This window comes from Candidatus Magnetobacterium casense (assembly GCF_000714715.1).
In the GTDB taxonomy this organism is placed as follows: domain Bacteria; phylum Nitrospirota; class Thermodesulfovibrionia; order Thermodesulfovibrionales; family Magnetobacteriaceae; genus Magnetobacterium; species Magnetobacterium casense.
Window position 1 is genome coordinate 39544 of sequence record NZ_JMFO01000007.1, and the last position, 24422, is coordinate 63965.

The following is a 24422-nucleotide window of genomic DNA, read 5'->3' on the forward strand; positions in this document are numbered from 1 at the left end:
TACTAAAATACCTCTTAGTAGAAGGTATAACAATTATGGATCAAACAGCGTTTAGTTTAGTGCTCCAGGCAGGGGTTGTCGTAAAGCTAGTATTGGTGACACTGCTGCTGTTTTCAGGCATATCATGGGGTATCATCCTGACCAAGTGGAGGCACTTCTCCAAGGCCAAGGGAGAGACCCTTTCGTTTCTGAGGTACTTCAAGGCCGGCAAAGAGGCATCTGGGCTTAATAAGGTGGCCAGGGCATGCACTCTTAGTCCGGTGGCCAACATCTATAGGTCTGTCTATGAGGACAGGGACATCGAGGGCGTAGACGGATTACGACGGGCAGTACGCAGGTACGGCTCCATTGAAAGTGCCAAGCTCGAAAAGTATTTGGCCTTTCTGGCAACCACCGGCTCCACAACTCCGTTCATAGGGTTGTTTGGCACGGTATGGGGGATAATGAACTCCTTCATGGGGATTGGTTCGGCGGGGTCAGCATCGCTGGCGGTGGTGGCTCCGGGCATAGCGGAGGCGCTCATCGCAACAGCCGCGGGGCTCGCAGCAGCCATACCTGCCGTTATGGGATACAACTTCTTCCTGAGCGTTGTGCGGACGCTCACGATAGAGATGGATGATTTCGCCGAAGACCTCGTTGCCTTCTTTCATGGGATGATGGATGAAGATAGAAAGAGATAGACGTGTCCTTGCCGAGATTAACGTCACCCCCCTGGTGGACGTTATGCTGGTGTTGCTGGTGATCTTTATGGTAACCGCTCCGATGATGAAACAGGGACTCGATGTAGACCTGCCAAAGACAAAGGGTACGTCTATGCCCAGTCAGGACAGGTTTACCATTACCATAAAAAAGACCGGCGATATCTATCTCAACAAAGAGCAGTTTACCATGCAACAATTGGTGCAGAAACTCAAGGCCATCAGTGCACGTAACCCCGATGTATACCTTGAGGCCGATAAAGACGTCCCCTACGGTAAGGTTGCCGAACTAATGGCAGAGATAAAGACCGCAGGAATTGAAAAACTCGGCATGGTTACCGAACCGGTACAATCGAAAAAATGAACAGACAACCAAATATAAACAGACAGCAAAATATCAGCAGGCGACCGGTTATAACCAGACAGCTCAATATCAACAGACAACCTAATATTATGACAAACACGGCGCTGTCATTTATACTCCATGCGGTGGTGTTTACGCTGCTGGCCTATACGGTGAAAAAGCAATCCCCGATGCTGATCCCCCCTGCGTATAAAGTAAGCCTTGTCTCTGTGGGTGATGGCGCCGGGGCTAAGGCATCCCAACCTCCGGTGAAAAAAGCGCCGGAACTACAACCGCCTGTAACAAAGCCTCGCGTGGAAAAACCGGAGGTGCAGCAACCTGTAGCCAAAAAGGACCCCCCGGTAAAAAAAGAAGAAAAAACCGTGCCCATCCCCAAGGAGGTACCAATTGCCAAAAAGGAACCGGTTAAGCCTGTTGCAGAGCCCAAAAAGGAAGACAAGGCAACGCCAGAACCAAAGCCCCAAGAACCTACGGTAAATGTCGAAGATACCATAGCGGCACTAAAAGCCAAAAAAAAGCTGCAACAGCAGAGCAAGCTGCGGTCTATGATAAGTCTCAAGGCCGATAGCAGCTCCAACAGTACTCAGGCGGCAACACAGCGTCCGGGTAGCAGTCCCTCTCTGTATGATTCACCCAACGGGGTTGAAAGCAACGATATATTGGCTCAATATATTGGCCTGGTTGGAACTCTGATCAGGAAGCAGTGGATATTTCCGGATTCTTCAAAAAAGGGCCTGGAAGCAATCGTCTTTTTTAGCATCACAAAGGACGGCAAGGTTGAACATGTAAAACTCGATAAATCCTCCGGCAATACCTTCTACGACCGCTCCTGCCTCAGCGCAGTGAACAAGGCGGTTCCGTTGCCGGTTCCGCCGGTGGAAAACATGGAGGTCGCCATAAGGTTTTACCCATGAAGAAGTCAAGCTTAATAAACACATTACAACTGCTCGTATTGCTGCTGGTGCTGTGTGCAGGCAGCGTGGCCCAGGGCAGGGTCTACATTGATGTAACTTCCCCCGGGGGACGGAAGCTCCCCATTGCCGTACAGGACTTTACCGGCATTGCGGAGGGAACCGGGGTGTCGGATATAATAAAGTCCGACCTGCAGTTTACAAATCTCTTTTCGTTTGTTGATAAAAATGCCTTTATTGAGACGTCGGATACGCCATTTAATCCGGATAACTGGAGACCGCTTGGCGTGGAAGCCGTGGTAAAGGGCGTCTTTGAGGGAACCGCTGACTCCTCCCTCAGTGTAACGGTGTCGGTGTACGACGTCGTTGAGGCAAGGAATATACTAAAAAAGAACTACTCAACCAGAAAGGACCTCCTGCGCCCCCTGGCACACAAAATAGCCGATGACATCTATGAGGCAATCACGGGTCAAAAGGGGATATTCAGTACCAGGATCGCATTTGTTGGTTACGACAGTGGTGAGGGCAGGTCTATATACCTCATGGACTTTGACGGACAACGCATAAAGAAAATCGTCAAAAAAAGCAGTCTCATCGCCAGACCACGCTGGTCACCCGATGGCAAGAGGTTGACATACTCCGCCATGAAGAAAGGGAAGTGGACTATTAATCTGTTGAACTTTGACACGGCTTCCGAAACGGAGATATTCTCCTCTAAGGCAACCGACCTTGTTGGGGACTTTACCCCTGATGGCAAGGCTTTACTGCTGTCTTCCTCCAGTAAGGGGTCCCCGGACATCTACATGCTACAGCTCAACTCCAAGGTGCTGAACCCGCTGACATATGCCGATACGATAGAGGTCTCACCGGCCTCCTCGCCCGATGGCAGACAGATAGTCTATGTCTCAAACAGGAGCGGCTCCCCACAGTTGTACATCATGAACTCCGATGGCAGCGATTCCCGCAGACTCACCTTTGAAGGCAACTACAACACGGCCCCTGATTGGTCACCGGCAGGCGATCTGATCACCTTCTGTATGACGGCAGGGGGCAGGTTTCAAATAGCCACGGTAAAACCCGATGGCTCTGGTCTGACGGTCCTCACAAGTGCAGGTAACAATGAAGAGCCGGCGTTTTCACCCGATGGCAGATACATAGTGTTTACCTCGGACCGTGACGGTGCAAAGGGCGTCTATGCAATGAGTGTAAACGGAGAAGGACAACACAGGATATCACCAAAAAATATAAGGGCCCTTGGCCCTTCATGGTCACACAATTAACGGAGGTTTTTGAATGAAACGTTTGGCGGTTTTGATTTTTGCAGTGCTCTTTATAGTGAGCTGCGCACAAAAGGAGGTTGTAGTCCCTGATCAACCACCACCACCACCTAAGGACAGTACCAGCAGGGATAAGGATGTCAGCTCTAAGGATAGTTCAAAGGACGGACGCGATACAACATCGATTGACAAAGATTCGATCAAGGACAGAGGACTGACGGAAGAGGAAATTAGGGCGGCAATGCAGAATGTCTTTAAAAACGTAAACTTTGCTTACAACAGATATGACATCCTGGATGAGGCCAAGCCAATACTGCGCAAGATATCAGATTGGATGTTGGCCAATAAGTCGGCGAGTATCCTCATCGAGGGGCATTGCGACGAAAGAGGTACCAGCGAGTACAACCTTGCACTGGGAGACCAGAGGGCACAGGCTACAAAGGCCTTTCTGGTATCTTCAGGAGTTCCGGCAACGAGAATGGAAACGGTGACTTTTGGTAAGGAAAAACCCCTATGCCCTGAACACAATGAGACCTGTTGGTCTAAGAACAGAAGGGCTTCTTTTGTAATCAGCAGGTAACTGCAGGCAGGAGGCGTTTAAGTGCGTTATAAGCCAGGACCATTGATACAACTATGCACGCTGGCAGTGGTGTCAGTTATCGCTAGTGGTTGTGCATCAACAGACGATCACAGCCAAATAAGAAATGAACTCAATGTGTTGCGTAGCGCTCAGTATACCCAAAAAGACGAACTACAGGAGGTAAAGAAGCGTTTGGCTGCTGTAGAGGCTCAAAAACAACAACAGCAACAAAAGCCCGCAAAGCCCGACGTCTCTGACGCTATACGTGAAAGCCAGGAGAATCTGAACTCCAGGTTTGAGCATTTAAACAAAGAGATGCAGCAGTTACAGGGTCGTTACGAGGAGCGAAAGTACTACGTAGACAAGATGTTTGGTGAGGGTAAAACAGACAGGGACGTTATTAAGGCTCAGATTGAGAACATTGAAAATGAAATAAAAGAGCTGCAACTGAAAATGGGCAGAATAGATGCCACATTGCAGCAGAAGGGTATGACCGTAATCCCTCCCGGACGCGAAACGAACCGTGAATTGCCTCAACCCACGCCTCCGCCTCCTACACCACAGGCACAACCGGAAAATGGTAACGTCAAGACCCTCTATGATGCAGCCATCAAGGACTTCCAGGATGGCAAATTCAAAGAGGCCAGAGACAAGCTTACTCGCTTGATCAAAGACAATCCGGCAAACCCCCTTGCCGGCAACAGTCACTTCTGGATTGCCGAAACCTACTACAGAGAAGGTAGCTATGAGGATGCCATACTAAGCTACGATGTAGTTGTAAAAAAATATCCGGGTAACAGTAAAATCCCTGCTGCAAAGTTGAAACAGGCACAGGCCTTTATTGAAATAAAGGACCCAAGAACTGCCAAGGTTATTTTGCAACAACTGATAGAGGAATTCCCAAAGAGTACGGAGGCCGAAACAGCCAAAAAAACCCTCCAGGGAATAACCACCACACCATCTCCTCGCAAAGTGGAACCTGTAAAAAAGCCCCAGGAAAGCAAAAAAACCGAACCACCAAAGACAAGACCCATCAGGCCTGTTGCTAACAACACTCAGCAATCCGACGAATAACCAGGTGGCACACTAAAGTGGGGGGGACAATAAGGGTACGGCAGGAACTTGCTCCTGCCTGTCCTTTGCCTGTTCCCTCTCATCTTTCTTGTCTGAGGCACTTCATTTAAACATCGGAGCCCCTCAGAAGGTGTCGTATGAACGTCTTTGCGGACTTGAGATTTCTCCTGAACTCATGAACGCTCCCCAGAGACTGCCACAGCTTGTAGGCAATATAACTAGGGCGCAGGTAGAACTGCCTCCTGGCATAATCACAGAAGCGGACAAGCTGTTCCGAGGACAGTGCGTGTGTCCTGATAACTGTGTTGTGTAACCCCGAGGGGGTCAACCACGCAGAGAAGTCCTGATTTTGCAACAATCCCTCCTGCTTGTACCAGTTGTACGCCACGGTTGCCGGGTAGACCATCACGGGATAAAACTGCACGGTGTCGGGGTTTAGCGACTTAGCAAGGGCCAAGGTCTCCTGCATCGTAGCGGTGGTCTCTGCGGGCAGCCCTACCATGAAGCATCCGTGGACCAGTATCCCGGCCCTGCGTGCATCACGCATAAAGCGATGCATGATTTCGATGCTGACCCGCTTTTTCATGCCATCAAGGAGCAGTTGACTGCCGCTTTCAAACCCCACACACAACGCCCTGCATCCGGCGGCCTTCATTGCCGCCATCGTGTCGTAGGTGAGATCGGCGCGTGCGTTGGCGCTCCAGGATATCCGCAAGCCCTCCCTGATTATCGCCTCAGAGAGCATCCTGCAACGGTTGGTATTTACGGTGAAAGTGTCGTCTTCAAAAAATATTGCCCTTGCCTCCGGGAAGGACTTAACGATATAGCGCATCTCGGCAATAACGTTATCGATACTGCGAGTTCTGACCCTGTGTCCCATCATTGTCTGCGGATACAGGCAAAAGATGCATTCAAAAGGGCATCCCCGGCTGGTCGTTATCGTAACCATGGGGTAGAGGGCGTTGGGATTAAAATAATTGCGATGATTAAGAAACCGCCTATACATGGGACTGACAAATGGCAGGTCATCGAGGTTGTCTATCAACGGTCGTCTTCCGGTATCTGTAAAACCGCCACCATGTTCACCATCCTGGCCGGCATCCCGCAGCACAAGCCCCTTGACCTCCACCGGAGACGTTCCCTGCCGCAGCGCCACGGCAAGCTCCCTCAACGTGTAATCGTACTCGCCGACGGCTACGGCATCAACGGCCCTCTCCAGCATTAGCGATTCTCGTGCAAGTGCGGATACATGCGTCCCAACCATCACGATGAAGCTATCGGGTAGCGCCTTCTTGAGAGGGACACACATGGCAGCGTCGTTGTATATGCTTGGCGTGCTGGTGTCAACGACTATCAGGCGAGGGCCAAATGCACGCACTCTGTCCGTAACAGCGTCGATGTTGATGTTGTCGGCAGGGGCATCGATGAGGTCTATCTCAAATCCCGCACCGGCAACAGTGGCTGCGGCATAGGATAACCACATGGGATAGTACAGCGTAGCGCTCTTGGTAACGGCAGGACTGCGCTGGCTGCGCGAAAAGCGCCTCAGAAAAGGCGGGTTGAGAAACGTCACCCGAAAGTCCCTGCTCAAGCTATCCCCCTCATGAGTGCCTGACAGCAGCCAGTACACAGGGCACGGAGAGTTCCCTGGTCGTGTAATTTGCTCCCGCTGCCTTTCGCTTTTGCGATATCAAACCCATTGTGGTTTAATCTAACATTAGTTTTTCACCGTTGTCAAAATTTCTGGTAAGCAGAAGAGGATTAAAAAACTCTTGCTGTAAAAAATTTTGTCAGGAAGAAAAAAACACAGAGACTCTCTTGCTGTATTTACGTGAAATAATGTATAGTAATAAATAGGTATGGGTTTATTTTTATAATTAGGGAAAAGTAATGGAAAAAGACAACTTAAATATTATGATATTGAACTCCGATCAACGGAGTCAGGATTTTGCCAAGGGTTCACTGAACTACTTGGGCTATGCAAAGGTCCTTGGGGTTTCAAAGGTAAACAGCCTGCTGAACAACCTCAGGACCGAAAAGGTAGACCTGTTGTTGGCCGATTATAATACTATAATGAAATACGACGAGGAACTGCTTGAAAAACTCAGGCAGTCTCACGAGGAGTCCCCGTTGCGGGTCATACTGATGATAGACAGCGACATAAACGTCAGAGAGCTAAAGCGGATGTACAGGGAGGGCGTCACCTCCGTCTTGCAATACCCCTTCCAGATGAACGATGTCGAAAAGGCCATTAACGATGCAATCAGGAGCGTCCCCATAGCCATCACCAAGACAGTCAGAAAAATCAGGGACCTGGACTTCTTCTCCTTTCTCTCCGACGATGAACTCATGTCGATGCTGAAGATATGCAAGTGCAGAAAATACAAGGAAGGCGACACCATCTTTGACGAAGGCGAAAAACCCGACAGATTCTACGTCATCGTAGACGGGATCATTGCTATCACCAAGGGGATTGAGCGCAAGCGAGAAGAGGTGCTGGCTCGTCTGCGACGCGGCAGTTGCTTCGGTGAGATGGGCATCCTCGATGGCTCACCACGTTCGGCACGCGCAAAGGCCTATGACGACGTTGTGCTGCTGGAGTTCGACAGACGCATCATGGAAGGCTACGACGACATCCTGACCCTAAAACTCTTCAAGAAACTCACGCAGGTCTTTAGCAGACGATTACGGGGGGCAAACAATAAGATAAAGGAACTGGCAATCTTCGCCCAGAGCAAAAAGACAGACTCGCAACCTAAGGGCTGACAGGGCAGTACTCCACCTCCTGCTCTGTTATCGGTCATTTTACAAATCTCCGGCAAAGGAACCGTTTTTTTTGTTAGTGGGGCGGTAAGTATTTCTTCTAATTCGGGGAACAGTACCCTCGTTGTATTTTAAAACTTAACTCAATCTATGTACAACTATGCCCATATGTGCAATAATATAGACATAAAGTTGAGGGTGCAAAAAATGCCTGGAATAAGTTATAATGGATGAGAGACGGTAAACTTGGCGCTTGTCAAATTTACACAGGATTGATAAGAGCAAACAATCAAGATAGAAGGAATTAACAAATGACAAGAAAATCAACAATTAACCTTAACTACGGCAACTCAAATAAAGATATAAAATTAAGAGAGTTTATATCTGAGTATACCAGGATAGTCAATATTTTTATAAACCTGCTATGGGACAAGCAGGTATTTAGTGGTTGTTTTATTTCAAAAGACTTTCTGTATCAGGCAACATGGTTAAGTGCAAGGGCAAAACAATGTGCTGGTAAGCAGGCATTACAAATAGTAAAGTCTCAAAGAAAAAAGAAAAACAAAACAAAACCTGTATTCAGTGGTAACTCCATTGAATTAGACAGCAGATTTATAGAAATACAGAAAGGTACCAATAGCTTTGATATATGGATAAAAATATCATCGTTAGGGAAAAAGATAGTAATTTTGATACCTTCCAAAAGACATTATCATTTTAATAAATTTGAAACATGGACTATGAAAAAATCTGCAAGACTAAGAATAGACGGTAAAGGTAAAATGTACCTTGACGTGTTTTTTGATAAGACAGAGAAGGAAAAGAAAAGTGAAGGGGAGAGTGTTGGTCTGGATTGCGGATATAAGAAACTTGCAGTTTTATCTAATGGAAATGTGATAGGAAGAGAATTGCAAAACAAAATAGAAAATATTAGCCGCAAGTTGCAAAAGAGTAAAGGATTTAACAGGGCATTAATAGAAAGAAACGAATACATAAACAAGGAAATTAAGCAGATCAAATTAGATAATGTAAAAGAGATGGTAGTTGAGGATTTAAAAAATGTAAAACATGGAACAAAAGGTAAAATAAGAAAAGAGTTTAACAATAAGTTACAAAGATGGGTTTATAGTTATTTTCTAAATAGGTTAGAGCAACATTGTGAGGTAGTTGGCGTCCAATTGCACAAAGTTAATCCAGCCTATACAAGTCAAACTTGTTTTGACTGTGGAGATGTCCACAGGGCTAACCGAAATGGTGAGTTATTTAAGTGTAGAAGTTGTGGCTATACAGCGGATGCAGATTATAATGCATCTTTAAATATCTTGAATCGGTTTAGACCACAGGTGCATATGGTCCCTGTACACAAAAACTAGTGATATGGCTATATTTGTCCATAGAAATAGTAACTATATTTTCCACTAACCATGATATACTCTCTGATAGTATTATGTTTTCATTTTATTTTGGTATCTTAGTTTGCTATATTATAGCACAAAAAGGACTAGTTCAGGAGTTTTGCAAGAGGCTCTTATGATATTACGTTAAAGCCATCCTAAAAGTATGGCCCCGGATATTTTTTAAGATGTCCACCGACGTTGATGCTACCAGGGTTTCTGGATGTCCGGTTCCCCTGTCGTCAAACAGGGGTTGCCACTTGTGAGGAGATATTATTATAATAAGCCTTCTCCCTTCAGGGAGGGTTATGGAGAGCAAATTTACCATAATTTTATAGTATCAGAAAAAAAGTTTATGGAGGTATTTACCCAATGAGGGTTCTTATTAGCGACAACATCTCAGCCGAAGGGGTTGAGATACTAAGGCAGGCCGGTCTTGAGGCAGACGTCAAGGTGGGGATGCCCAAGGATGAGCTGATTGCCTGTCTTTCTGATTATGACGGCATAGTGATCCGCAGTGCCACTAAGCTGACGGCCGATGTGATAGAATCCACGACGAGGCTTAAGGTGATAGGTCGGGCCGGTTCCGGTCTTGACAACGTGGACAAGGCCGCTGCCACAAGAAAGGGCATCGTGGTGATGAATACCCCCGGGGGCAATACCATTACTACGGCCGAACATACGATGGCCATGATGTTATCGCTGGCGCGCAAGGTGCCACAGGCCACTGCATCAATGAAGGATGGCAAGTGGGAGAAAAAGAAGTTCATGGGCGTGGAGCTGTATAACAAGACGCTAGGTATTGTCGGTATGGGTAATATCGGTACACAGGTGGCCAAGAAGGCCCAGGGACTTGAAATGAACGTCATCGGATATGACCCGTTTCTGCAAGAGGAGCTTGCCCTGCAGATGGGTATAAAGAAGGTCTCCATCCAAGAGTTGTTTAAGAACGCCGATATCATAACGGTCCACACCCCGTTGACCGCCGAAACAAAGAACCTGATAAACAAGGACTCCATTGCCACGATGAAAGACGGCGTGCGGATAATCAACTGTGCCCGTGGCGGGATCATCAACGAGCAAGACCTGTATGATGCCATCAAGGGCGGTAAGGTGGCTGGCGCAGCAATCGACGTCTTTGAGAAGGAGCCTCCGGAGGACTCCCCACTGGTCAAACTGGACGAGGTGATATGCACACCGCACCTTGGGGCGGCAACCGTTGAAGCACAGGAGAACGTTGCTTTGGCCGTAGCCGCACAGGTGGCCGACTATCTGATCAACGGCACCATCCGCAATGCAGTAAACTTCCCCTCCATTCCGGCTGACCAGGTCAGCACCCTCAAGCCATACATAGACTTGGCTGAAAAACTGGGATGTTTTGCCTGTCAGTTTGTCGAGGACGAGGTGAAAGAGGTAAACATAGAGCTCTGTGGTGAGGCCGCAGAGATAAACGACGCCCCGGTAACCCTGGCAGCCATGAAGGGGTTTTTGTCGCCGATATTGGAGGCTACCGTGAACTTCGTCAACGCCTCGGTTATAGCAAAGGACAGGGGGATTGAGGTCAAAGTGACCAAGAGCGAGGATGCCGGCGATTACAACACAATGCTGTCGCTGAAGGTAAAGACAGATCGTGCCGAGCACGTCCTTTCGGGGACGTTGTTTAGCAAGAGGGACCCAAGGATAGTCAAGGTCAACAACTTCTACATAGAGATCATCCCCGAGGGGATCATGCTGTTTATAAACAACAACGACAAGCCCGGCGTCATAGGCAACATCGGCAATCTGCTGGGACAGGCGGGTATAAACATCGCCCGTATGAACTTTGGTCGGGAGACCAGGGGGGGCAGGGCCGTATCGGTTGTCAGCGTTGACAGTGACATTGGGGCGGAGATGATGAATCAGATAAAGGGACTGCCCAACATCCTGAGCGTCAAGAAGATTACAATATAACTCAATTATAGGGATCAAAGAGAGGAGAATTAATGCCAAATATCGTGATTGTTGGTGCCCAGTGGGGGGATGAGGGAAAGGGCAAGATTGTTGACTGCCTGACGGAGACCTCCGACGTCGTTGCCAGATACCAGGGTGGGCATAATGCCGGTCACACGGTCGTCATAGGCAATGAAAAGTTTATCCTGCATCTGCTTCCCTCGGGGATACTGCACAAGGAGAAGCTGTGTATCATAGGCAATGGGTTGGTGGTGGAGCTATCAGCCCTTGTTGAAGAGATAGATGCGCTAAGGATGCGTGGTGTAGCGGTAGGGAGCAACCTCAAGGTCAGTAAGGCCGCACACCTGATAATGCCCTATCACGTGGCACTTGATCAGCTTAGGGAATCCGCCAAGGGCGACAAAAAGATCGGTACCACCGGAAGGGGCATTGGCCCGGCCTATACAGACAAGGCAGCCCGCACCGGTGTTAGGGTCTCTGACCTGTTCTACCCCGATGTGTTGCGTGAGAAGCTGCAGTACAATCTCACCGAAAAGAACCTGATTATCGAAAAGCTCTACGGTGGCAAGCCTGTCAGTCTTGATGAGGCCTATGATACGACCATGTCCTTCAGGGATAAGATAGAGCCTTTTGTGGATGACACTGATGTTACAATCAACGGGTACATATCCCAGGGCAAGCACATACTGTTTGAGGGCGCCCAGGGTACGATGTTGGACATAGACCATGGAACATATCATTGCGTAACGTCTTCAAGTGCGTGTGCCGGGGGTGCGTTGACGGGTTTGGGTGTAGGACCAAAGGTCATAGACGAGGTCTTGGGGGTAGCCAAGGCCTACACGACGCGCGTTGGTGGCGGACCGTTTCCCACCGAGCTGGAGGATGCCACGGGTGAGATGTTGCGCGAACACGGTGGGGAATATGGTGCTACAACGGGCAGGGCACGTCGCTGCGGGTGGCTTGACCTTGTTGTACTAAGACACGCCGTGAGGATTAATGGACTTACGGGGATTGTTATCACAAAGCTGGATGTCCTTGATGGTTTGAGTTCGGTCAGCGTATGTGTTGGTTACCGGTATGGTGGCAAGGTGTTGACGGAGTTTCCAAAGGAGATGACCATACTGGAGCAGAGTCAACCGGTGTATGAGCAATTTGATGGTTGGAGTAGTACTGCCGGAGTGAGGGATTTCCAGGGGCTACCGGATAATGCCAGGGCTTATCTGAAGATGATTCAGGAGCGGCTCAACGTACCAATTGTCATCGTCTCCACAGGCCAGGACAGGGACGATACAATTTTTCTGAAAGACCTGAGATAAGAAAAGAAGGGAGGGCTCTGCCTATATGCCAAGGGCGGCTTGCCCCCTCCCTCGGACCCACCCGCAAAGGGGTGGGGCACCCTGCCATATAGAGCGTTTCGATTATCCATGCAGTTGTGTTTCATACAAAATTGCCCGAAAAAAAGTCTTTTAGTCCATGTAAACACACGTCATATCTATGTTCGCTTGATACTCTGAATGGCTGATTTCAGCCTGTAGTTTTTACTTTAGGCCGTAGTCTTTTATTTTAGTAATGAGCGTCTTATAATCAATCTTTAGCAGGGCGGCAGCCTTTTTCTTGTTTCCACCGGTAAAGGCGAGCGCCTCTTTGATGGCCTTGCTTTCGGTCTGTCTGACCACCTCGGCAGTAGAGGCCTTAAGCGGTGGAATAGGTGAGCTTTCAACGGCAGACACTGACTTCTGACTCAACATCTCAATGTGCCGGGGCAGTAATCGCTCCGTCGTGCATACCAGGGTTGCTCGTCTGGCGACGTTTTTGAGTTCCCTGATATTGCCGGGCCAGTGATGTTGTTTGAGGATGGTAAAGACGTCCTCTGATATGTCCACAATATTGCGGTTGAGTTCGATACTGGCGTCGGCAACAAACCCACTGAACAGCGCAGGTATGTCTTCCTGTCTGTTTCTCAGTGGCGGGACGGTGATGAAGAACTCACCAAGCCTGTAAAACAGGTCATCGCGCATTGTCCTGTCCATCAGACTCACCGTAATATCCACGTTGGTGGCCACTACCAGACGGACGTCCACGTGGACGGCCTTGGCAGTGCCTACGGGGTAGAACCGCTTTTCTTCAACCACGCTCAGTATCTTGCCCTGCACCTTGCCGGAGAGATTTTGTATGTCGTCAAGGAAGATGGTGCCACTGTCAGCACTTTCAAAGAAGCCCTTCTTTCGCTTGTATGCCCCCGTAAACGAGCCCTTCTCATAGCCAAAAAGCTCCGTCTCTATGAGGGACTCCGGCACCGCATTAATATCCACGTGGACAAATGGGTGCGAGCTACGCTTGCTAAACGTGTGCAACAGACGCGCTATCATGGTCTTGCCGGTGCCCGTCTCTCCCTGGATAATTACGGAAAAATCCGTCCCAGCTACAAGGGTTATCTTTTCGATAACCTTTTGCATCTCCGCATTCTTGCTATATAGAAGATGATTATTTATAAGTTCTCTTCCCTGTTGACTTATGTAATTTTCCTGACCATCTGAAACGGACAAGGTAATACTCCTCCGCGGCAGATCATACGTCCACTTACCCTCAGGAACATAGCTGATACCAATATCTGTCGCATGAGCGTTTATGGTTCTCATCAAATGCTCAATAAATAGGTGCAATTGGTTATAAGACATCACTTTCTCATATATCGTTCACCCCAATCCACCGATAACCTGGTTTGTCATATTCTCTCTATGACCTCTCTTTTCACAATCCCAACATTATCCTTGCCATAAAAGGATAGCTACAGTATAACCAAGTATCAGAGATGGATTCCAGTGAATTTTACTTCACATGTTTTTTTTCACTATAACCGTTTTGCCAGAAAACACGGTTATATCTTTTATTTTTGGCGTATATCCACTTTTTTCGAGCATAATCTTGTATTTGCCTCAAGCCCTGTTGAGCTTGTTTAGACCTAATTATAGCAGACATCCTATAAGAAAATACAACGCCGTGTGAACTCTCTGAGAGGTTGGACAAAAGGATTTATTTCATCTATAATTAAAGCTGGATATAAACACTGATAAGTACATGAGCAAAAGTTTTGTTATATTAAACTCAGGATTAAGCATTACAGGTATCCTCTTTAAAAAGCAGGGTAGTTTTTATTTCACGATTAAAAGGTATGGATTCCTGCTTTCGCAGGAATGACAGTTACAGCCGTTTTCCAATTGTGCCTGCCCTTGGCTCGAACAGGGGTCATTCCTGGCTTGACCAGGAATCCAGGATGCGTAAAAGTATAGTTACCATGAAATATAAAAAAGATACCATTACAGAGTCAAGGGTAGAGGGAACGGAGGGTACAGTCCCCTTCTTGCCTTTACATAAGGAGGTATAAAAAAATGACAGAGGCGCAGATACTTTTTGAAACGGGCACGAAGCATCCTCAGGCCATAAGGTTTATGTATGAGGGTACAGACGGCACCTGGCAAGGCATCACGTGGGGGGAGTTTCTTGGACGTGCAACGCAGGTTGCCCTCTACATGCGCAACATCGGCACAGGGTCGGATAAAAAGGTTGCCATCTTTGCAAGAAACCGAATCGAGTGGCCCTTTTGCGTGATGGCCATACATGTCTGCCGTGGGGTGCTTGTTCCGGTCTACCAGGCAAACACACCTAACCAGACCCGGTACATACTCAACCACTCGGACTCCGAGGTGCTCATCACCGAAGCTGATTTGCTACCCACTCTGTTCAAGATATGGAGGGAGCTGCCCAGACTTAACAATATCATTGTCCTGGGACTCAACGACTCCGACGAGGTGGAGAGACGCCTTGAGGAGTTCAACGCAACCGCAACCCTGCCCCTGAAGCTGGCAGACGTTACGCAGAGACTGGTTTCAATAAACGACGTCTACGGCACCGGTGAGGCACTAAGCAGGCAACACCCTGGCGCCTTTGAACAGCTCTGTGCCTCGATAACAAAGGACGACGTATCATCAATCCTCTATACATCGGGCACCACTGGCCAACCCAAGGGCGTGACCCTCACCATAGACAACCTCTACACAAACGCCAGTGACTGGATCGAGGTCTTAGGGCCGCTGATCCCGGAGAGTCGCGTAGACCTCTTGTGGCTGCCCATGTCGCACATCTTTGGTCTTGGCGAGCTGGGGCTTGGCAACACGCTGGGGTTTACAACGTACCTTACGACCCCGCAGGCCGTCCTGGGACACATGACTGAGGTGCATCCGACGGTCTTTATGAGTGTGCCGGCATATTGGGAGAAACTTTACCTCGACGCCGTTGGATTCTCCGGGCAGAGGTCGCAGCAGCTTGACAGACTCCACGTCCTGACGGGCGGACGTCTGAGGTTTTGTCTCTCCGGTGGGGCAGGGCTGAAGAGACAGGTCAAGGAGTTTTTCTACGACGCCGGGCTATTGATCATCGAAGGCTATGGCCTCACGGAGTGCTCACCGACGTTGACGATGAATCGCAAGGACGACTTCGACTTTGACACCGTGGGCAAGCCGTTTCCCAACGTGCAGCTCAGACTTGCCCCCGATGGCGAAATTCTGGCAAAGGGGCCAAACATCTTCCGGCAATACTACAAGGACGAGGTCGCAACGGCTGAGGCATTTGACGCTGACGGCTGGTTCAAGACCGGCGATCTCGGTTCACTCACTGACGACGGTTTTTTGAAGATACTGGGGCGCAAGAAGGACATAATTGTCACATCTGGCGGTAAAAACATCTCTCCGCAGATAATAGAATCCCTGTTCCGTGACGACCCCTACATAGAGCACATCGTCCTCTACGGGGATGAACGTAAGTACCTGACGGCGTTGATCACGCTAAAGGCATTTGCCTTAATGGCATACGCCGCAGGGGCAGGCATCGTAGAGGGGGATTATTCGGCACTGGTCAGACGCCCGGAAGTCGTTGCCCTCGTGCAAAAGGCCGTGGATGCGGTAAATACCAATCTCTCGTCCGTTGAGACGATCAAACGGTTTTACATCCACGACGGGTCGTTGAGCGTAGAGGAGGGCTTTCTGACGCCGTCGTTTAAGCTCAAACGCAGGCAGGTACACGAGCGCTTCAAGGACGTTCTGGACGGACTGTATAAGTAAGGGATTGACGGATGAGGTGTTGACGTGAAACTTTTTAATAAAATCATCAAGGGCCTATCTTTACCCATCAGCCAAAAAAGACAAAAGATACGCTCAGATGCCATCCGTGATCTGACTACCGGCATCACCCATGAATTTGGCCAACCAATCACCAATATACGGTTTACGGTTCAATTTTACAGGAGGAAGTTTGAAAAGGAGGGCGAAGACGGTAAGATCGACAGGGAAGAGGTCTTTAAGGTATTTGACTCAATCCTTGAGGAGACGCAGCGCCTGGGTACCCTCAACAAGAGGCTGTCTCCCCTGACCTCAAGCAAAAGTGTTACAGAGACCTTTGATGTCGTTGAGCGTATCAGGAAGAGGCTGGAAGCTGAAAACCTGTGCATAAGAAACGGCAATATCACCGTAGAGGTATCTTCCAACAAAGGTGCCGTAAGCCTCAACGCCGACCCTGTTATATTTGACCAGTTGATAAACAATCTGCTTATAAATTCAATTGATGCTATTAATGAAAAGACGACGCAAGGGCCCGGCAAAATTGACATAAGGATTAAAGGGGACTATAATAAAGATTATATACGGCTTGTGTTTGAAGACAATGGCGCGGGGATACCAGTGAAAGATAGAGAAAAGGTTTTTCATCCATTTTTTACGACCAAACCGGCAGGCAAGGGTGAGGGGTTAGGTCTGTTCATAGTACACAACATACTGAAGATGTACGGTGGTACAATCTCAATAGATGAGGCATTTAATAACGGAACACGGTTTATTATAACAATTCCTAAAAACATTGAAAATTAAAAGGAGGTTTTGATTATGGTAGACATGGTTTTATTGGTTGAAGATGAGCCAAAGACAGGTGAGATGCTCAAGAAGGCATTGGAGTATGAAATTAAGGACATTTCTGTAACGTGGGCACAGGATGGAAAAGCCGCTATGGGGGAGATGAAGAGGGGGAAGTTTGACCTTATAATATTGGACCTCAGGCTCCCTGACTTTGAGGGTGCAGAGTTACTGAAGATGATACGAAAGGTTGACAAATATGCCGAGGTCATAGTATACACGAATTATCAAGACCCGACGGTGATGAAAGAACTGATCAAAAACAGGATTGGCGCTTATATTAACAAGGGACCAGAGTCAGACGTATGGGAAATCGTTGAATGGGCAAAGGATTATTTGGAACCCTTTACTGAGCAAGAGAGAGAAGAGCTGCTTGCTGCATTACCTGCGGGGATGTTTCAGGAAGCCAGGAGAAGAGATGGAGACCTATGATGCCATCACAATTTTTACTGGACACAAATGTCTACTATATACTCTTTGATCCGTTATGTCCTCCATCCTACGCAGCATTGACTGCAAAACTAAACGATAAAGGAGTTGTTTCTTTTTATATCTCCGAGATAACATCAATGGAGATTCATTCGGTTTTAGGACAATACAGAAAAAAATCTCCTCCTCTAATGCCTATTGCACCATCTTAGCCATGATCAAAGATTGTGAGGCCGGTAGAGGGAATATACAGGCAACAACGATTAAGGTTGATTCCTTTTGTGTAAAGCACGCTCAATATCTGTTAGAGGAGTACAGTGGGCGGTTTAATTTTGGCTCTCATGACGCGCTTATTGCCGGTTCGCTCATCGCTGCAAGACAACGGGATGGCTTTGGATTTGGAATTGGTGACATCAGACAAGGGACTCAAGGCAGTCCTTAAAGAAGAGAGCATTCCTTATTTTGATCCGTCTGATCCCATAGCGTGACAGTACCACAGTCAACCGAGGTTGCCTTGATTTAAGCCACTTTTATATTTTCGTGGTATGGCATTGTTACTGTGCTTAAGCGATATGACCACGCCGGCCTGAAGTGCTCCGCAATCCGCAATTTTCGTAGGGTATCATAATTTCAAAAACTCTGGTATAATATAGGTCTATGGCTATAAACGACAAGGGTTCAAAATCTCAGATCAAGAGCTTAAACGTGGCGATGGTGACGGCTATGCTCTTGAAGCGGGGGCTGATTTCGCAGGAGCAGCATGATACGTTGATGCTCAGGGGGGAGGAGCACCGTGTCAGGATGCAGAGGGCTAATGATGCAGCCCTGGCCAAGAGACACAATCAGGTACGTGATGTGGTTACCCCGGCTGAGGCCATTGGTGCCTTGGGACTTGAGATGCCAATGTCTAACGGTAAGCTCCTAACCGAAGACAAGATAACCGAAGTCATTGCGGCGGAGTTTAACATGCCCTACAAGAAGCTCGACCCGTTGAAGCTGGACCTCAAGATAGTCACCAGTCATATCCCCAGGCCTTTTGCCATGCGGCATCTCATCGTGCCTGTGGAGGATAGTCGCGGGGTGGTTGGCATGGCGGTGGCCGATCCGCTGAACACCGAGGGCATAGACAGTATCAAGCGCGTTAAGAAGTTTGATATGCGACTGATCCTCAGTTCCAAGTCTGACATATTAAAGATCGTGCGGGAGTTCTTTGGTTTCCAGGCATCGATTGTGGCGGCAAGTGCGGAGATGAAGCCCTCCATCGACCTTGGTAATCTCGAACAGTACGTTAGGATGAGGGGACATGCCGAAATAGAGGCTACCGACTCACACGTCATCAATGCTGTTGAGTATCTGTTGCAGTATGCCTTTGACCAGAGGGCGAGTGACATCCACGTCGAACCAAAGCGCGACCGCTCTATTGTGCGTCTGAGGATAGATGGTGTGATGCACTACATCCACTCTATGCCCAAGAGCGTCCATTCTCCGGTGGTGTCGAGGATAAAGATGCTGTCGAGGCTGGATATAGCCGAAAAGCGTCGTCCGCAGGATGGCAGGATCAAGGCACATCACAGGGACAAGGAGCTTGAGCTCAGAGTATCGACGCTGCCGGTGGCCTTTGGTGAAAAGGTGGTCATCAGGATATTTGACCCCGACCTGGTCATGCAGGAGTTGAGCGAGTTGGGGTTTTATCCGCGGGAGTATCAGTTGCATTCATCGTTTATAAGGCGTCCGCACGGAATATTGCTTGTGACCGGACCAACGGGAAGCGGCAAAACTACCACGCTGTACTCGTCGCTCAAGGCCATAGCCACCCCCGAGGTGAACATCATCACAATCGAGGACCCCATAGAAATGGTCATCGAGGAGTTCAATCAGGTGGGTGTGCAGGCATCGGTCGGGATAACGTTCGACAGCATCCTGCGCAACTTTCTGCGCCAGGACCCCGACATAATCATGGTGGGTGAGATCAGGGACAAGGAAACGGCAGACAACGCCATACAATCGGCCCTAACCGGACATCTCGTGATGTCCACGCTGCACACCAACGATGCTCCCAGTGCCATAACGAGACTCCTCGACATTGGGGTACCGGCCTTTTTGATTTCGTCAACGGTGGTGGGGATAATTGCCCAGCGTCTGGTAAGGAAGATTTGCACGCACTGCAAGGTCGAACGTGAGATGACGGAGGAGGAGATGGATTATCTGCAACTTGAAAAAAAGCCTTACGTGATATCCTACGGGGAGGGCTGTTTAGAGTGTCGCGGCACCGGTTATCGGGGCAGGATTGGCATCTTTGAGGTGATGGATTTTACTGAAAACCTCAAGCGTATCCTCAGAAATAACGTCGAGCTTGCCGAAATCATCGACGTAGCCAAGGCAGATGGGATGGTAACCCTCCGTCAGGCTGCAATCCGCAAGCTCCTCGACGGCATGACCACCTACGAGGAAGTTATCTCAATGACCGGATAGGGGGTAACATCTTCTTTCCCCTCCGGTCAAATGCTATAGCCCTGGTAAGTCCCCTGCCTGCTACAAGAACAGCGAACTGATGGAGGACTCTACGTGTATCCTTTCGATAGCCTCACCAAGCAGACGCGCCACGCTCAGAATGGTCAGTTTGGGGCAATTTTCTCGTTTGCTGTCAAGGGGGATCGTGTTTGTGGCAATGACCTGCTCAATGACAGACTCATTGATCCTCTGCACTGCCGGGCCTGAGAGGACGGCGTGCGTGCAGGCGGCATACACGACCTTGGCGCCGTTTTCTATCAAAATCTGGGCAGCCTGAGCCGTTGTACCGGCGGTATCTATCATATCGTCCAGTATCAGGACGTCTTTGCCTTTTACGTCACCGATGACGTTCATCACCATGCAGACGTTTGCCTCCTCACGCCTCTTGTCAATTATGGCCAGGGAGCAGTTAAGGCGTCTGGCAAACGCCCTGGCCCGCTCCACGCCTCCGGCATCGGGGGAGACAATGACCAGGTTATCCACGGGGCAGTTCTGGCGGATATACTCCAGGAGCACCGGGATGGCATAGAGGTGGTCTACGGGGATGTTGAAAAATCCCTGAATTTGTCCGGCGTGCAGGTCTATGGTCAGCACCCGGTGTGTGCCTGCCACTTCGATGAGATCGGCTACCAGCTTCGAAGATATGGGCACGCGCGGTTGCACCTTTCTGTCCTGCCGGGCATAGCCGTAGTAGGGGATAACGGCCGTTATTCTTCCAGCAGAGGCTCGCTTGAGGGCGTCTATCATCAGCAGCAACTCCATGATGTTGTTGTTGACAGGCATGCACGTTGACTGTATGACGAAGGCGTCATCACCGCGAACGTTCTCGTTAATCTTTATGGATATCTCACCATCGCTAAAGTTCTTTACCGATGTGTCAATTAACGGGATGTTCAGGTACTGAGACACCTCTTCTGCTAACATGCGGTTAGAGTTACCCGTTAGAAGTTTAATCTCTTTAGGCATTCTAATAACTCCTTTACTAAGTTGGCCAACCTTGTTAAGGTGGCCATCCTGCTAATTAATTAGGCCCTCTTGCCAAAATTCCTGGGACGGGAGGATTCGAACCTCCAGATGGGAGATCCAAAGTCTCCTGACTTGCCGTTTGTCGACGTCCCAACTGTTCAAAGGGAATTATAAACCATATGCAGCACAATTGTCAAAAAAGAAAAAAATCTACGCCGTTGCCACTTCGGTGAAGCTCTTTGTGCAGTAGGGGCAGAAGTGCCAGCCTGGCAACCTCTGTTTGCCGCAACAGGTGCATTTATCATCCCTGAGGGTGCCACAAAAGGGGCAGAGCACATAATCGGGATAGAGCATATTTCCGCATTTCGTACAGGGATGCCCCATGCCCTCATCATCATGCTCGGTATCCCCCATATGGATGCTCCTGACAACCTCATCAATGGTTGTCAAACCGTTTTTGACCTTATAGATGGCATCATCACGGATAAAAGACATGCCACCCTCCACGGCCGCCTTCTCTATTTCTTGTTCGGGTGCCTCTTTGACGATCAGAGTGCGTAACTTCTGATTGAGCGTCAGTATCTCAAAGATGCCCATACGCCCCTTATAGCCCGTCTTGCCGCAATTGGAACATCCAGCGCCTCTGGAGAAGTTAAAGCTCTGTGATTTTGCGTTGCCGTTAAGCCCTATCTTTAAAAGCTCTTCACTTGAGGGGGTGTATGACTTACTGCACTTGGTGCATATCTTGCGCACAAGCCTCTGGGCAATGATGCACCTCAGGGCCGAGGCCAGCATAAAGGGCTTGACCCCCATGTTGACCAGACGTGCAATGGCCCCCACTGCGGAGTTGGTGTGCAGCGTTGACAACACCAGATGGCCCGTAATAGAGGCCTGTACCGCTATGTTGGCCGTTTCGGCATCCCTCATCTCACCCACCAGGATGATGTCAGGGTCCTGCCTCAGCGCAGCACGCAGACCATACGCAAACGTCATGCGCTCGGTGATTGGTATCTGGTTTATGCCATCAACGTTGTACTCTATTGGGTCCTCGAGGGTCATTATGTTAATTGTTGGTTCCTTGACTGAGTTGATTATGGCATAGAGCGTGGAGCTCTTACCACTGCCCGTAGGCCCCGTTACAAGGACAATGCCGTTAGGGACGGACAACGCACCATTTAACCTTGTGGCGTCCCTGTCTGTCAGCCCTATGTCCTTGACGTTGAGGATGGCCGAACTTGAGTCCAAAAGCCGCATGACCACCTTCTCCCCATACTGGCTGGGCAGCGTATTGACACGCAAATCGACCTCCTTGCCGTCTATCTTGATCTTTATCCGACCGTCTTGCGGAATCCGTCTCTCCGCTATATCCAGCGCCGACATGATCTTCAACCGCGATGACACCGCACGTTGCACGTGTGCGGGCAGTTGATTAACGCTGCGCAACATGCCATCTACCCTGTAGCGAATGTCAAGAGTCTTCTGCTTTGGCTCGATGTGGATATCGCTGGCCTTCATCCTCACGGCCTGAAGCAGTATCTTGTCAACTATGCGGATGATTGGGGGGGAGTTGATGTCATTTATCAGGTCATCGCTGGTCTGATATATATCCGCATCAATATCTGCCTTGTCTGCGCTTACGTTTATATCCCTCAGGGGGCTGTTGTACTGATAATAGCGCATGATCGCATCCCTGATCATCAACGGGGTTGATACGTTGACCGTTATCTGCTTTCCGGTGATACGCCCTATTTCCTTTATGGTTGCTATGTCCAGGGGGTTGGCCATGGCAATGGTCAGGTCGCGGTTGTCCAGCTTCAGGGGGATTAACATATTGGCCTGCGCCACCGCCTCGGTGATAAGCTCGATGGCCTTTATGTCGGCTGTAACTACGGTCAGGTCCGTGAAGGGTATCCCCAACTGCGTGGAGAAGGCCTTGCAAATGTCCCTTTCGCTAACGATACCCTTTTCCGTGAGCAGTTCGCCCAACTTCTTTGTGCAGCTCTGCTTGTCACTAAGGGCTTCCGATATCTGCTGCTCGGTTACCAGTCCTGCATCCATGAGGATGTCGCCCAGTCGTTTTACCGGTTTTTTTTGATAAAATTGGACTATCCCCTTTCGTATGTCCGTGGCAGTAGAAACCTTTACCCTGATGCTCTTACCGGAGGCAAACGTCAGGGTATCAATTACCTCTCTGTCGAGGGGATCGCTTGTGGCTACATACAGGATGTTTCCCTCAACACTTAGCGGTATTGTCAGAAACTTGACGGCCAGCTTCTCCGGGATGAACTTCAATGCCTCCGGCTGACAATTGTAATCATCCATTTCAACAAACGGTAAGCTCAGTTGAGCCGATACCGCCCTGGCTATATCCACATCCTTGATCAGGCCCTCCTCAACCAGGATGTCCCCCAGTCTTTTCTTTTTCTCCTTTTGAAGCTCAAGGGCATGTTCAAGATTAGCAGGTTCCAGCAGTCTGGCTGCCAGCAAGACATCGCCCAGCATCACCTTTTTACCTGATGGCGAGTGCTTTGTCTCTATCGCATTTGCCAGAGATGATGTCACGGGTATCTCACCCAAACACTGGGGGCATTCAACGTTATAAAACCTGTTAATCGCCTCTTTTATCTCCGTTGTAGTGGATATCACGATCTTCATGATCATCCCCGTGGCAATGGCAATGGCGTTGATGGCGTTGATGTCGAGTGGATCGGCCATGGATACAACCAGCACCCGCCTGATAATTGTCAAAGGGACGATGAGGTGCAGTTGAGCCAACCCCTGGGGAATGAATCGCAGGGCATCCTGGTTTGCTTCAACGTCTTTGAGCTCCTTGTAGGGGATGCCCAACTGTGCGGAGCAAGCCAGAACGATGTCTTTTTCCGTAGCCACCTTGTCGGCAACGAGTATCTCTCCCAGTCGGCGGTTGTCCGTCTCTTGTTTTTTCAGTGCTGCGGCAAGCTGTCTTTTGTTTATGACCTTTGCCTTTATGAGAATGTCACCTATATGCTCAACCTTTATCCCGGTGTAGAATCTGATTATAGCCTTTCTTATTTCGGTAGTGGTGGCCACACTGGTTTTGATTTCCTTACCGGTGGCAAACCTTATGGCCCCCCGGAGGTGGTCATCGAGGGGGTCGGCCATGGCAACGCTTAAGATATTGTTTTCAAAGCTCAGGGGCAGGGTCAGGTACCTCTTGGCAAGGCTCTGCGGAATGATCCTCAGGGCCACGTGGTCGGGTTCAAAGGTTTTCAGGTCAACATAGGGGACTCCCAGCTGATTGGAAAACGCCCTTACTATATCCTCTTCCTTGAGCCACCCCTTATGGCACAAGATTATACCGAGACGCTTCTTTGTCCGCTTCTGCTCCTCCAGTGCCTCCTGCAACTGCTGCGACGTAATCATGCCGGATTGCACCAGGATGTCACCGAGTTTTTCACTTGCCCTTAACACCACATCAAAAGCTCCTTATGCCTACTTTTTTAGCAGCCCCTATGTGCTTAAGAAACACCTCAACATACTTCATATTATTTTAATTTATCGGTTAA

General features: G+C 49.0%; 20 protein-coding genes and 1 tRNA gene. 15 read left to right on the forward strand and 6 right to left on the reverse strand.

Annotated elements, in window-relative coordinates; translation table 11 throughout:
- Window positions 1–35: 35 nt before the first annotated feature.
- The 6 genes from Mcas_RS05705 to ybgF are packed head-to-tail and all read left to right on the forward strand — an operon-like array spanning window position 36 to window position 4904.
- On the forward strand, window positions 36–680 hold the full coding sequence (locus Mcas_RS05705; RefSeq protein WP_052566904.1) for a MotA/TolQ/ExbB proton channel family protein: 645 nt from the start codon (window positions 36–38) through the stop codon (window positions 678–680).
- Window positions 661–1062 carry a protein TolR gene (gene tolR / locus Mcas_RS05710; RefSeq protein ID WP_040334561.1) on the forward strand — a complete coding sequence of 134 codons (402 nt, stop codon included), beginning with the start codon at window positions 661–663 and terminating at the stop codon, window positions 1060–1062. The genes Mcas_RS05705 and tolR overlap by 20 nt, the downstream gene beginning before the upstream one ends.
- The gene (gene tolA, locus Mcas_RS05715) at window positions 1059–1976 is read left to right on the forward strand and encodes a cell envelope integrity protein TolA (RefSeq protein ID WP_040334562.1); all 918 of its coding nucleotides are present in this window, start codon (window positions 1059–1061) and stop codon (window positions 1974–1976) included. The genes tolR and tolA overlap by 4 nt, the downstream gene beginning before the upstream one ends.
- Window positions 1973–3253, forward strand: coding sequence for a Tol-Pal system beta propeller repeat protein TolB (tolB, locus tag Mcas_RS05720; RefSeq protein ID WP_052566905.1), 1281 nt, complete (start codon window positions 1973–1975; stop codon window positions 3251–3253). The genes tolA and tolB overlap by 4 nt, the downstream gene beginning before the upstream one ends.
- Before the next feature lie 13 nt (window positions 3254–3266).
- Window positions 3267–3830, forward strand: a complete 564-nt coding sequence (gene pal / locus Mcas_RS16350) for a peptidoglycan-associated lipoprotein Pal (RefSeq protein ID WP_052566906.1) — start codon at window positions 3267–3269, stop codon at window positions 3828–3830.
- 21 nt (window positions 3831–3851) lie between these two features.
- On the forward strand, window positions 3852–4904 hold the full coding sequence (gene ybgF, locus Mcas_RS16355; protein WP_156033180.1) for a tol-pal system protein YbgF: 1053 nt from the start codon (window positions 3852–3854) through the stop codon (window positions 4902–4904).
- 106 nt (window positions 4905–5010) lie between these two features.
- Here ybgF and Mcas_RS05735 read toward each other — a convergent pair whose 3' ends face one another.
- A complete protein-coding gene (locus Mcas_RS05735) occupies window positions 5011–6495 on the reverse strand; it encodes a B12-binding domain-containing radical SAM protein (RefSeq protein ID WP_052566908.1) in 1485 nt (494 codons plus the stop codon).
- 299 nt (window positions 6496–6794) lie between these two features.
- On the opposite strand from Mcas_RS05735, the gene Mcas_RS16360 reads away from it, so the two are divergent.
- The 4 genes from Mcas_RS16360 to Mcas_RS05755 all read left to right on the forward strand — a co-directional run bounded on the left by Mcas_RS16360 (window position 6795) and on the right by Mcas_RS05755 (window position 12327).
- On the forward strand, window positions 6795–7670 hold the full coding sequence (locus Mcas_RS16360) for a cyclic nucleotide-binding domain-containing protein (protein WP_052566909.1): 876 nt from the start codon (window positions 6795–6797) through the stop codon (window positions 7668–7670).
- 308 nt (window positions 7671–7978) lie between these two features.
- Window positions 7979–9040: an RNA-guided endonuclease InsQ/TnpB family protein gene (locus tag Mcas_RS16365; protein WP_052566910.1), complete on the forward strand. Its 1062-nt coding sequence runs from the start codon at window positions 7979–7981 to the stop codon at window positions 9038–9040.
- Between the two features lie 393 nt (window positions 9041–9433).
- The gene (gene serA, locus Mcas_RS05750; RefSeq protein ID WP_040334563.1) at window positions 9434–11011 is read left to right on the forward strand and encodes a phosphoglycerate dehydrogenase; all 1578 of its coding nucleotides are present in this window, start codon (window positions 9434–9436) and stop codon (window positions 11009–11011) included.
- A gap of 32 nt (window positions 11012–11043) precedes the next feature.
- Entirely contained in the window at window positions 11044–12327 is a 1284-nt protein-coding gene (locus tag Mcas_RS05755; RefSeq protein ID WP_040334564.1) for an adenylosuccinate synthase, read from the forward strand.
- 222 nt (window positions 12328–12549) lie between these two features.
- Here the strand turns inward: Mcas_RS05755 and Mcas_RS05760 are convergent, their stop codons facing one another.
- Together Mcas_RS05760 and Mcas_RS19155 are read right to left on the reverse strand one after the other, a co-directional pair.
- Window positions 12550–13689 (reverse strand): sigma 54-interacting transcriptional regulator, encoded by a 1140-nt coding sequence (locus Mcas_RS05760; protein ID WP_081853640.1) that lies wholly within the window; start codon window positions 13687–13689, stop codon window positions 12550–12552.
- A 156-nt stretch (window positions 13690–13845) separates the two neighbouring features.
- Entirely contained in the window at window positions 13846–13935 is a 90-nt protein-coding gene (locus tag Mcas_RS19155) for a hypothetical protein (protein ID WP_353740384.1), read from the reverse strand.
- A 465-nt stretch (window positions 13936–14400) separates the two neighbouring features.
- Here Mcas_RS19155 and Mcas_RS05765 point away from each other — a divergent pair, with 465 nt between their 5' ends.
- From Mcas_RS05765 to Mcas_RS05780, 5 genes are all read left to right on the forward strand, one after another.
- Complete coding sequence (locus Mcas_RS05765; RefSeq protein WP_040334565.1) at window positions 14401–16128, forward strand: AMP-dependent synthetase/ligase; 1728 nt, start codon at window positions 14401–14403, stop codon at window positions 16126–16128.
- 24 nt (window positions 16129–16152) lie between these two features.
- On the forward strand, window positions 16153–16929 hold the full coding sequence (locus tag Mcas_RS05770) for a sensor histidine kinase (RefSeq protein ID WP_040334566.1): 777 nt from the start codon (window positions 16153–16155) through the stop codon (window positions 16927–16929).
- A 15-nt stretch (window positions 16930–16944) separates the two neighbouring features.
- The gene (locus tag Mcas_RS05775) at window positions 16945–17403 is read left to right on the forward strand and encodes a response regulator (protein ID WP_040334567.1); all 459 of its coding nucleotides are present in this window, start codon (window positions 16945–16947) and stop codon (window positions 17401–17403) included.
- Entirely contained in the window at window positions 17400–17612 is a 213-nt protein-coding gene (locus Mcas_RS18060; protein ID WP_156033182.1) for a PIN domain-containing protein, read from the forward strand. Before Mcas_RS05775 ends, Mcas_RS18060 begins: the two co-directional genes overlap by 4 nt.
- Before the next feature lie 445 nt (window positions 17613–18057).
- Window positions 18058–19872, forward strand: coding sequence for a GspE/PulE family protein (locus Mcas_RS05780; RefSeq protein WP_081853641.1), 1815 nt, complete (start codon window positions 18058–18060; stop codon window positions 19870–19872).
- Window positions 19873–19932: 60 nt separating this feature from the next.
- Here the strand turns inward: Mcas_RS05780 and Mcas_RS05785 are convergent, their stop codons facing one another.
- From Mcas_RS05785 to Mcas_RS16370, 3 genes are all read right to left on the reverse strand, one after another.
- Entirely contained in the window at window positions 19933–20877 is a 945-nt protein-coding gene (locus Mcas_RS05785; protein ID WP_040334568.1) for a ribose-phosphate pyrophosphokinase, read from the reverse strand.
- Window positions 20878–20958: 81 nt separating this feature from the next.
- Window positions 20959–21030 (reverse strand) — tRNA-Gln (locus tag Mcas_RS05790).
- A gap of 57 nt (window positions 21031–21087) precedes the next feature.
- The gene (locus tag Mcas_RS16370) at window positions 21088–24330 is read right to left on the reverse strand and encodes an ATPase, T2SS/T4P/T4SS family (protein ID WP_052566912.1); all 3243 of its coding nucleotides are present in this window, start codon (window positions 24328–24330) and stop codon (window positions 21088–21090) included.
- Between the last annotated feature and the right edge of the window lie 92 nt (window positions 24331–24422).

What these genes read in the sequence shown, in the direction of transcription:
- Mcas_RS05705 (WP_052566904.1), top strand. Translation starts at nt 36, where the DNA reads ATGGATCAAACAGCGTTTAGTTTAGTGCTCCAGGCAGGGGTTGTCGTA.
- tolR (WP_040334561.1), top strand. Translation starts at nt 661, where the DNA reads ATGAAGATAGAAAGAGATAGACGTGTCCTTGCCGAGATTAACGTCACC.
- tolA (WP_040334562.1), top strand. Translation starts at nt 1,059, where the DNA reads ATGAACAGACAACCAAATATAAACAGACAGCAAAATATCAGCAGGCGA.
- tolB (WP_052566905.1), top strand. Translation starts at nt 1,973, where the DNA reads ATGAAGAAGTCAAGCTTAATAAACACATTACAACTGCTCGTATTGCTG.
- pal (WP_052566906.1), top strand. Translation starts at nt 3,267, where the DNA reads ATGAAACGTTTGGCGGTTTTGATTTTTGCAGTGCTCTTTATAGTGAGC.
- Mcas_RS16360 (WP_052566909.1), top strand. Translation starts at nt 6,795, where the DNA reads ATGGAAAAAGACAACTTAAATATTATGATATTGAACTCCGATCAACGG.
- Mcas_RS16365 (WP_052566910.1), top strand. Translation starts at nt 7,979, where the DNA reads ATGACAAGAAAATCAACAATTAACCTTAACTACGGCAACTCAAATAAA.
- serA (WP_040334563.1), top strand. Translation starts at nt 9,434, where the DNA reads ATGAGGGTTCTTATTAGCGACAACATCTCAGCCGAAGGGGTTGAGATA.
- Mcas_RS05755 (WP_040334564.1), top strand. Translation starts at nt 11,044, where the DNA reads ATGCCAAATATCGTGATTGTTGGTGCCCAGTGGGGGGATGAGGGAAAG.
- Mcas_RS05760 (WP_081853640.1), bottom strand. Translation starts at nt 13,689, where the DNA reads ATGTCTTATAACCAATTGCACCTATTTATTGAGCATTTGATGAGAACC.
- Mcas_RS05765 (WP_040334565.1), top strand. Translation starts at nt 14,401, where the DNA reads ATGACAGAGGCGCAGATACTTTTTGAAACGGGCACGAAGCATCCTCAG.
- Mcas_RS05775 (WP_040334567.1), top strand. Translation starts at nt 16,945, where the DNA reads ATGGTAGACATGGTTTTATTGGTTGAAGATGAGCCAAAGACAGGTGAG.
- Mcas_RS18060 (WP_156033182.1), top strand. Translation starts at nt 17,400, where the DNA reads ATGATGCCATCACAATTTTTACTGGACACAAATGTCTACTATATACTC.
- Mcas_RS05780 (WP_081853641.1), top strand. Translation starts at nt 18,058, where the DNA reads ATGGCTATAAACGACAAGGGTTCAAAATCTCAGATCAAGAGCTTAAAC.
- Mcas_RS05785 (WP_040334568.1), bottom strand. Translation starts at nt 20,877, where the DNA reads ATGCCTAAAGAGATTAAACTTCTAACGGGTAACTCTAACCGCATGTTA.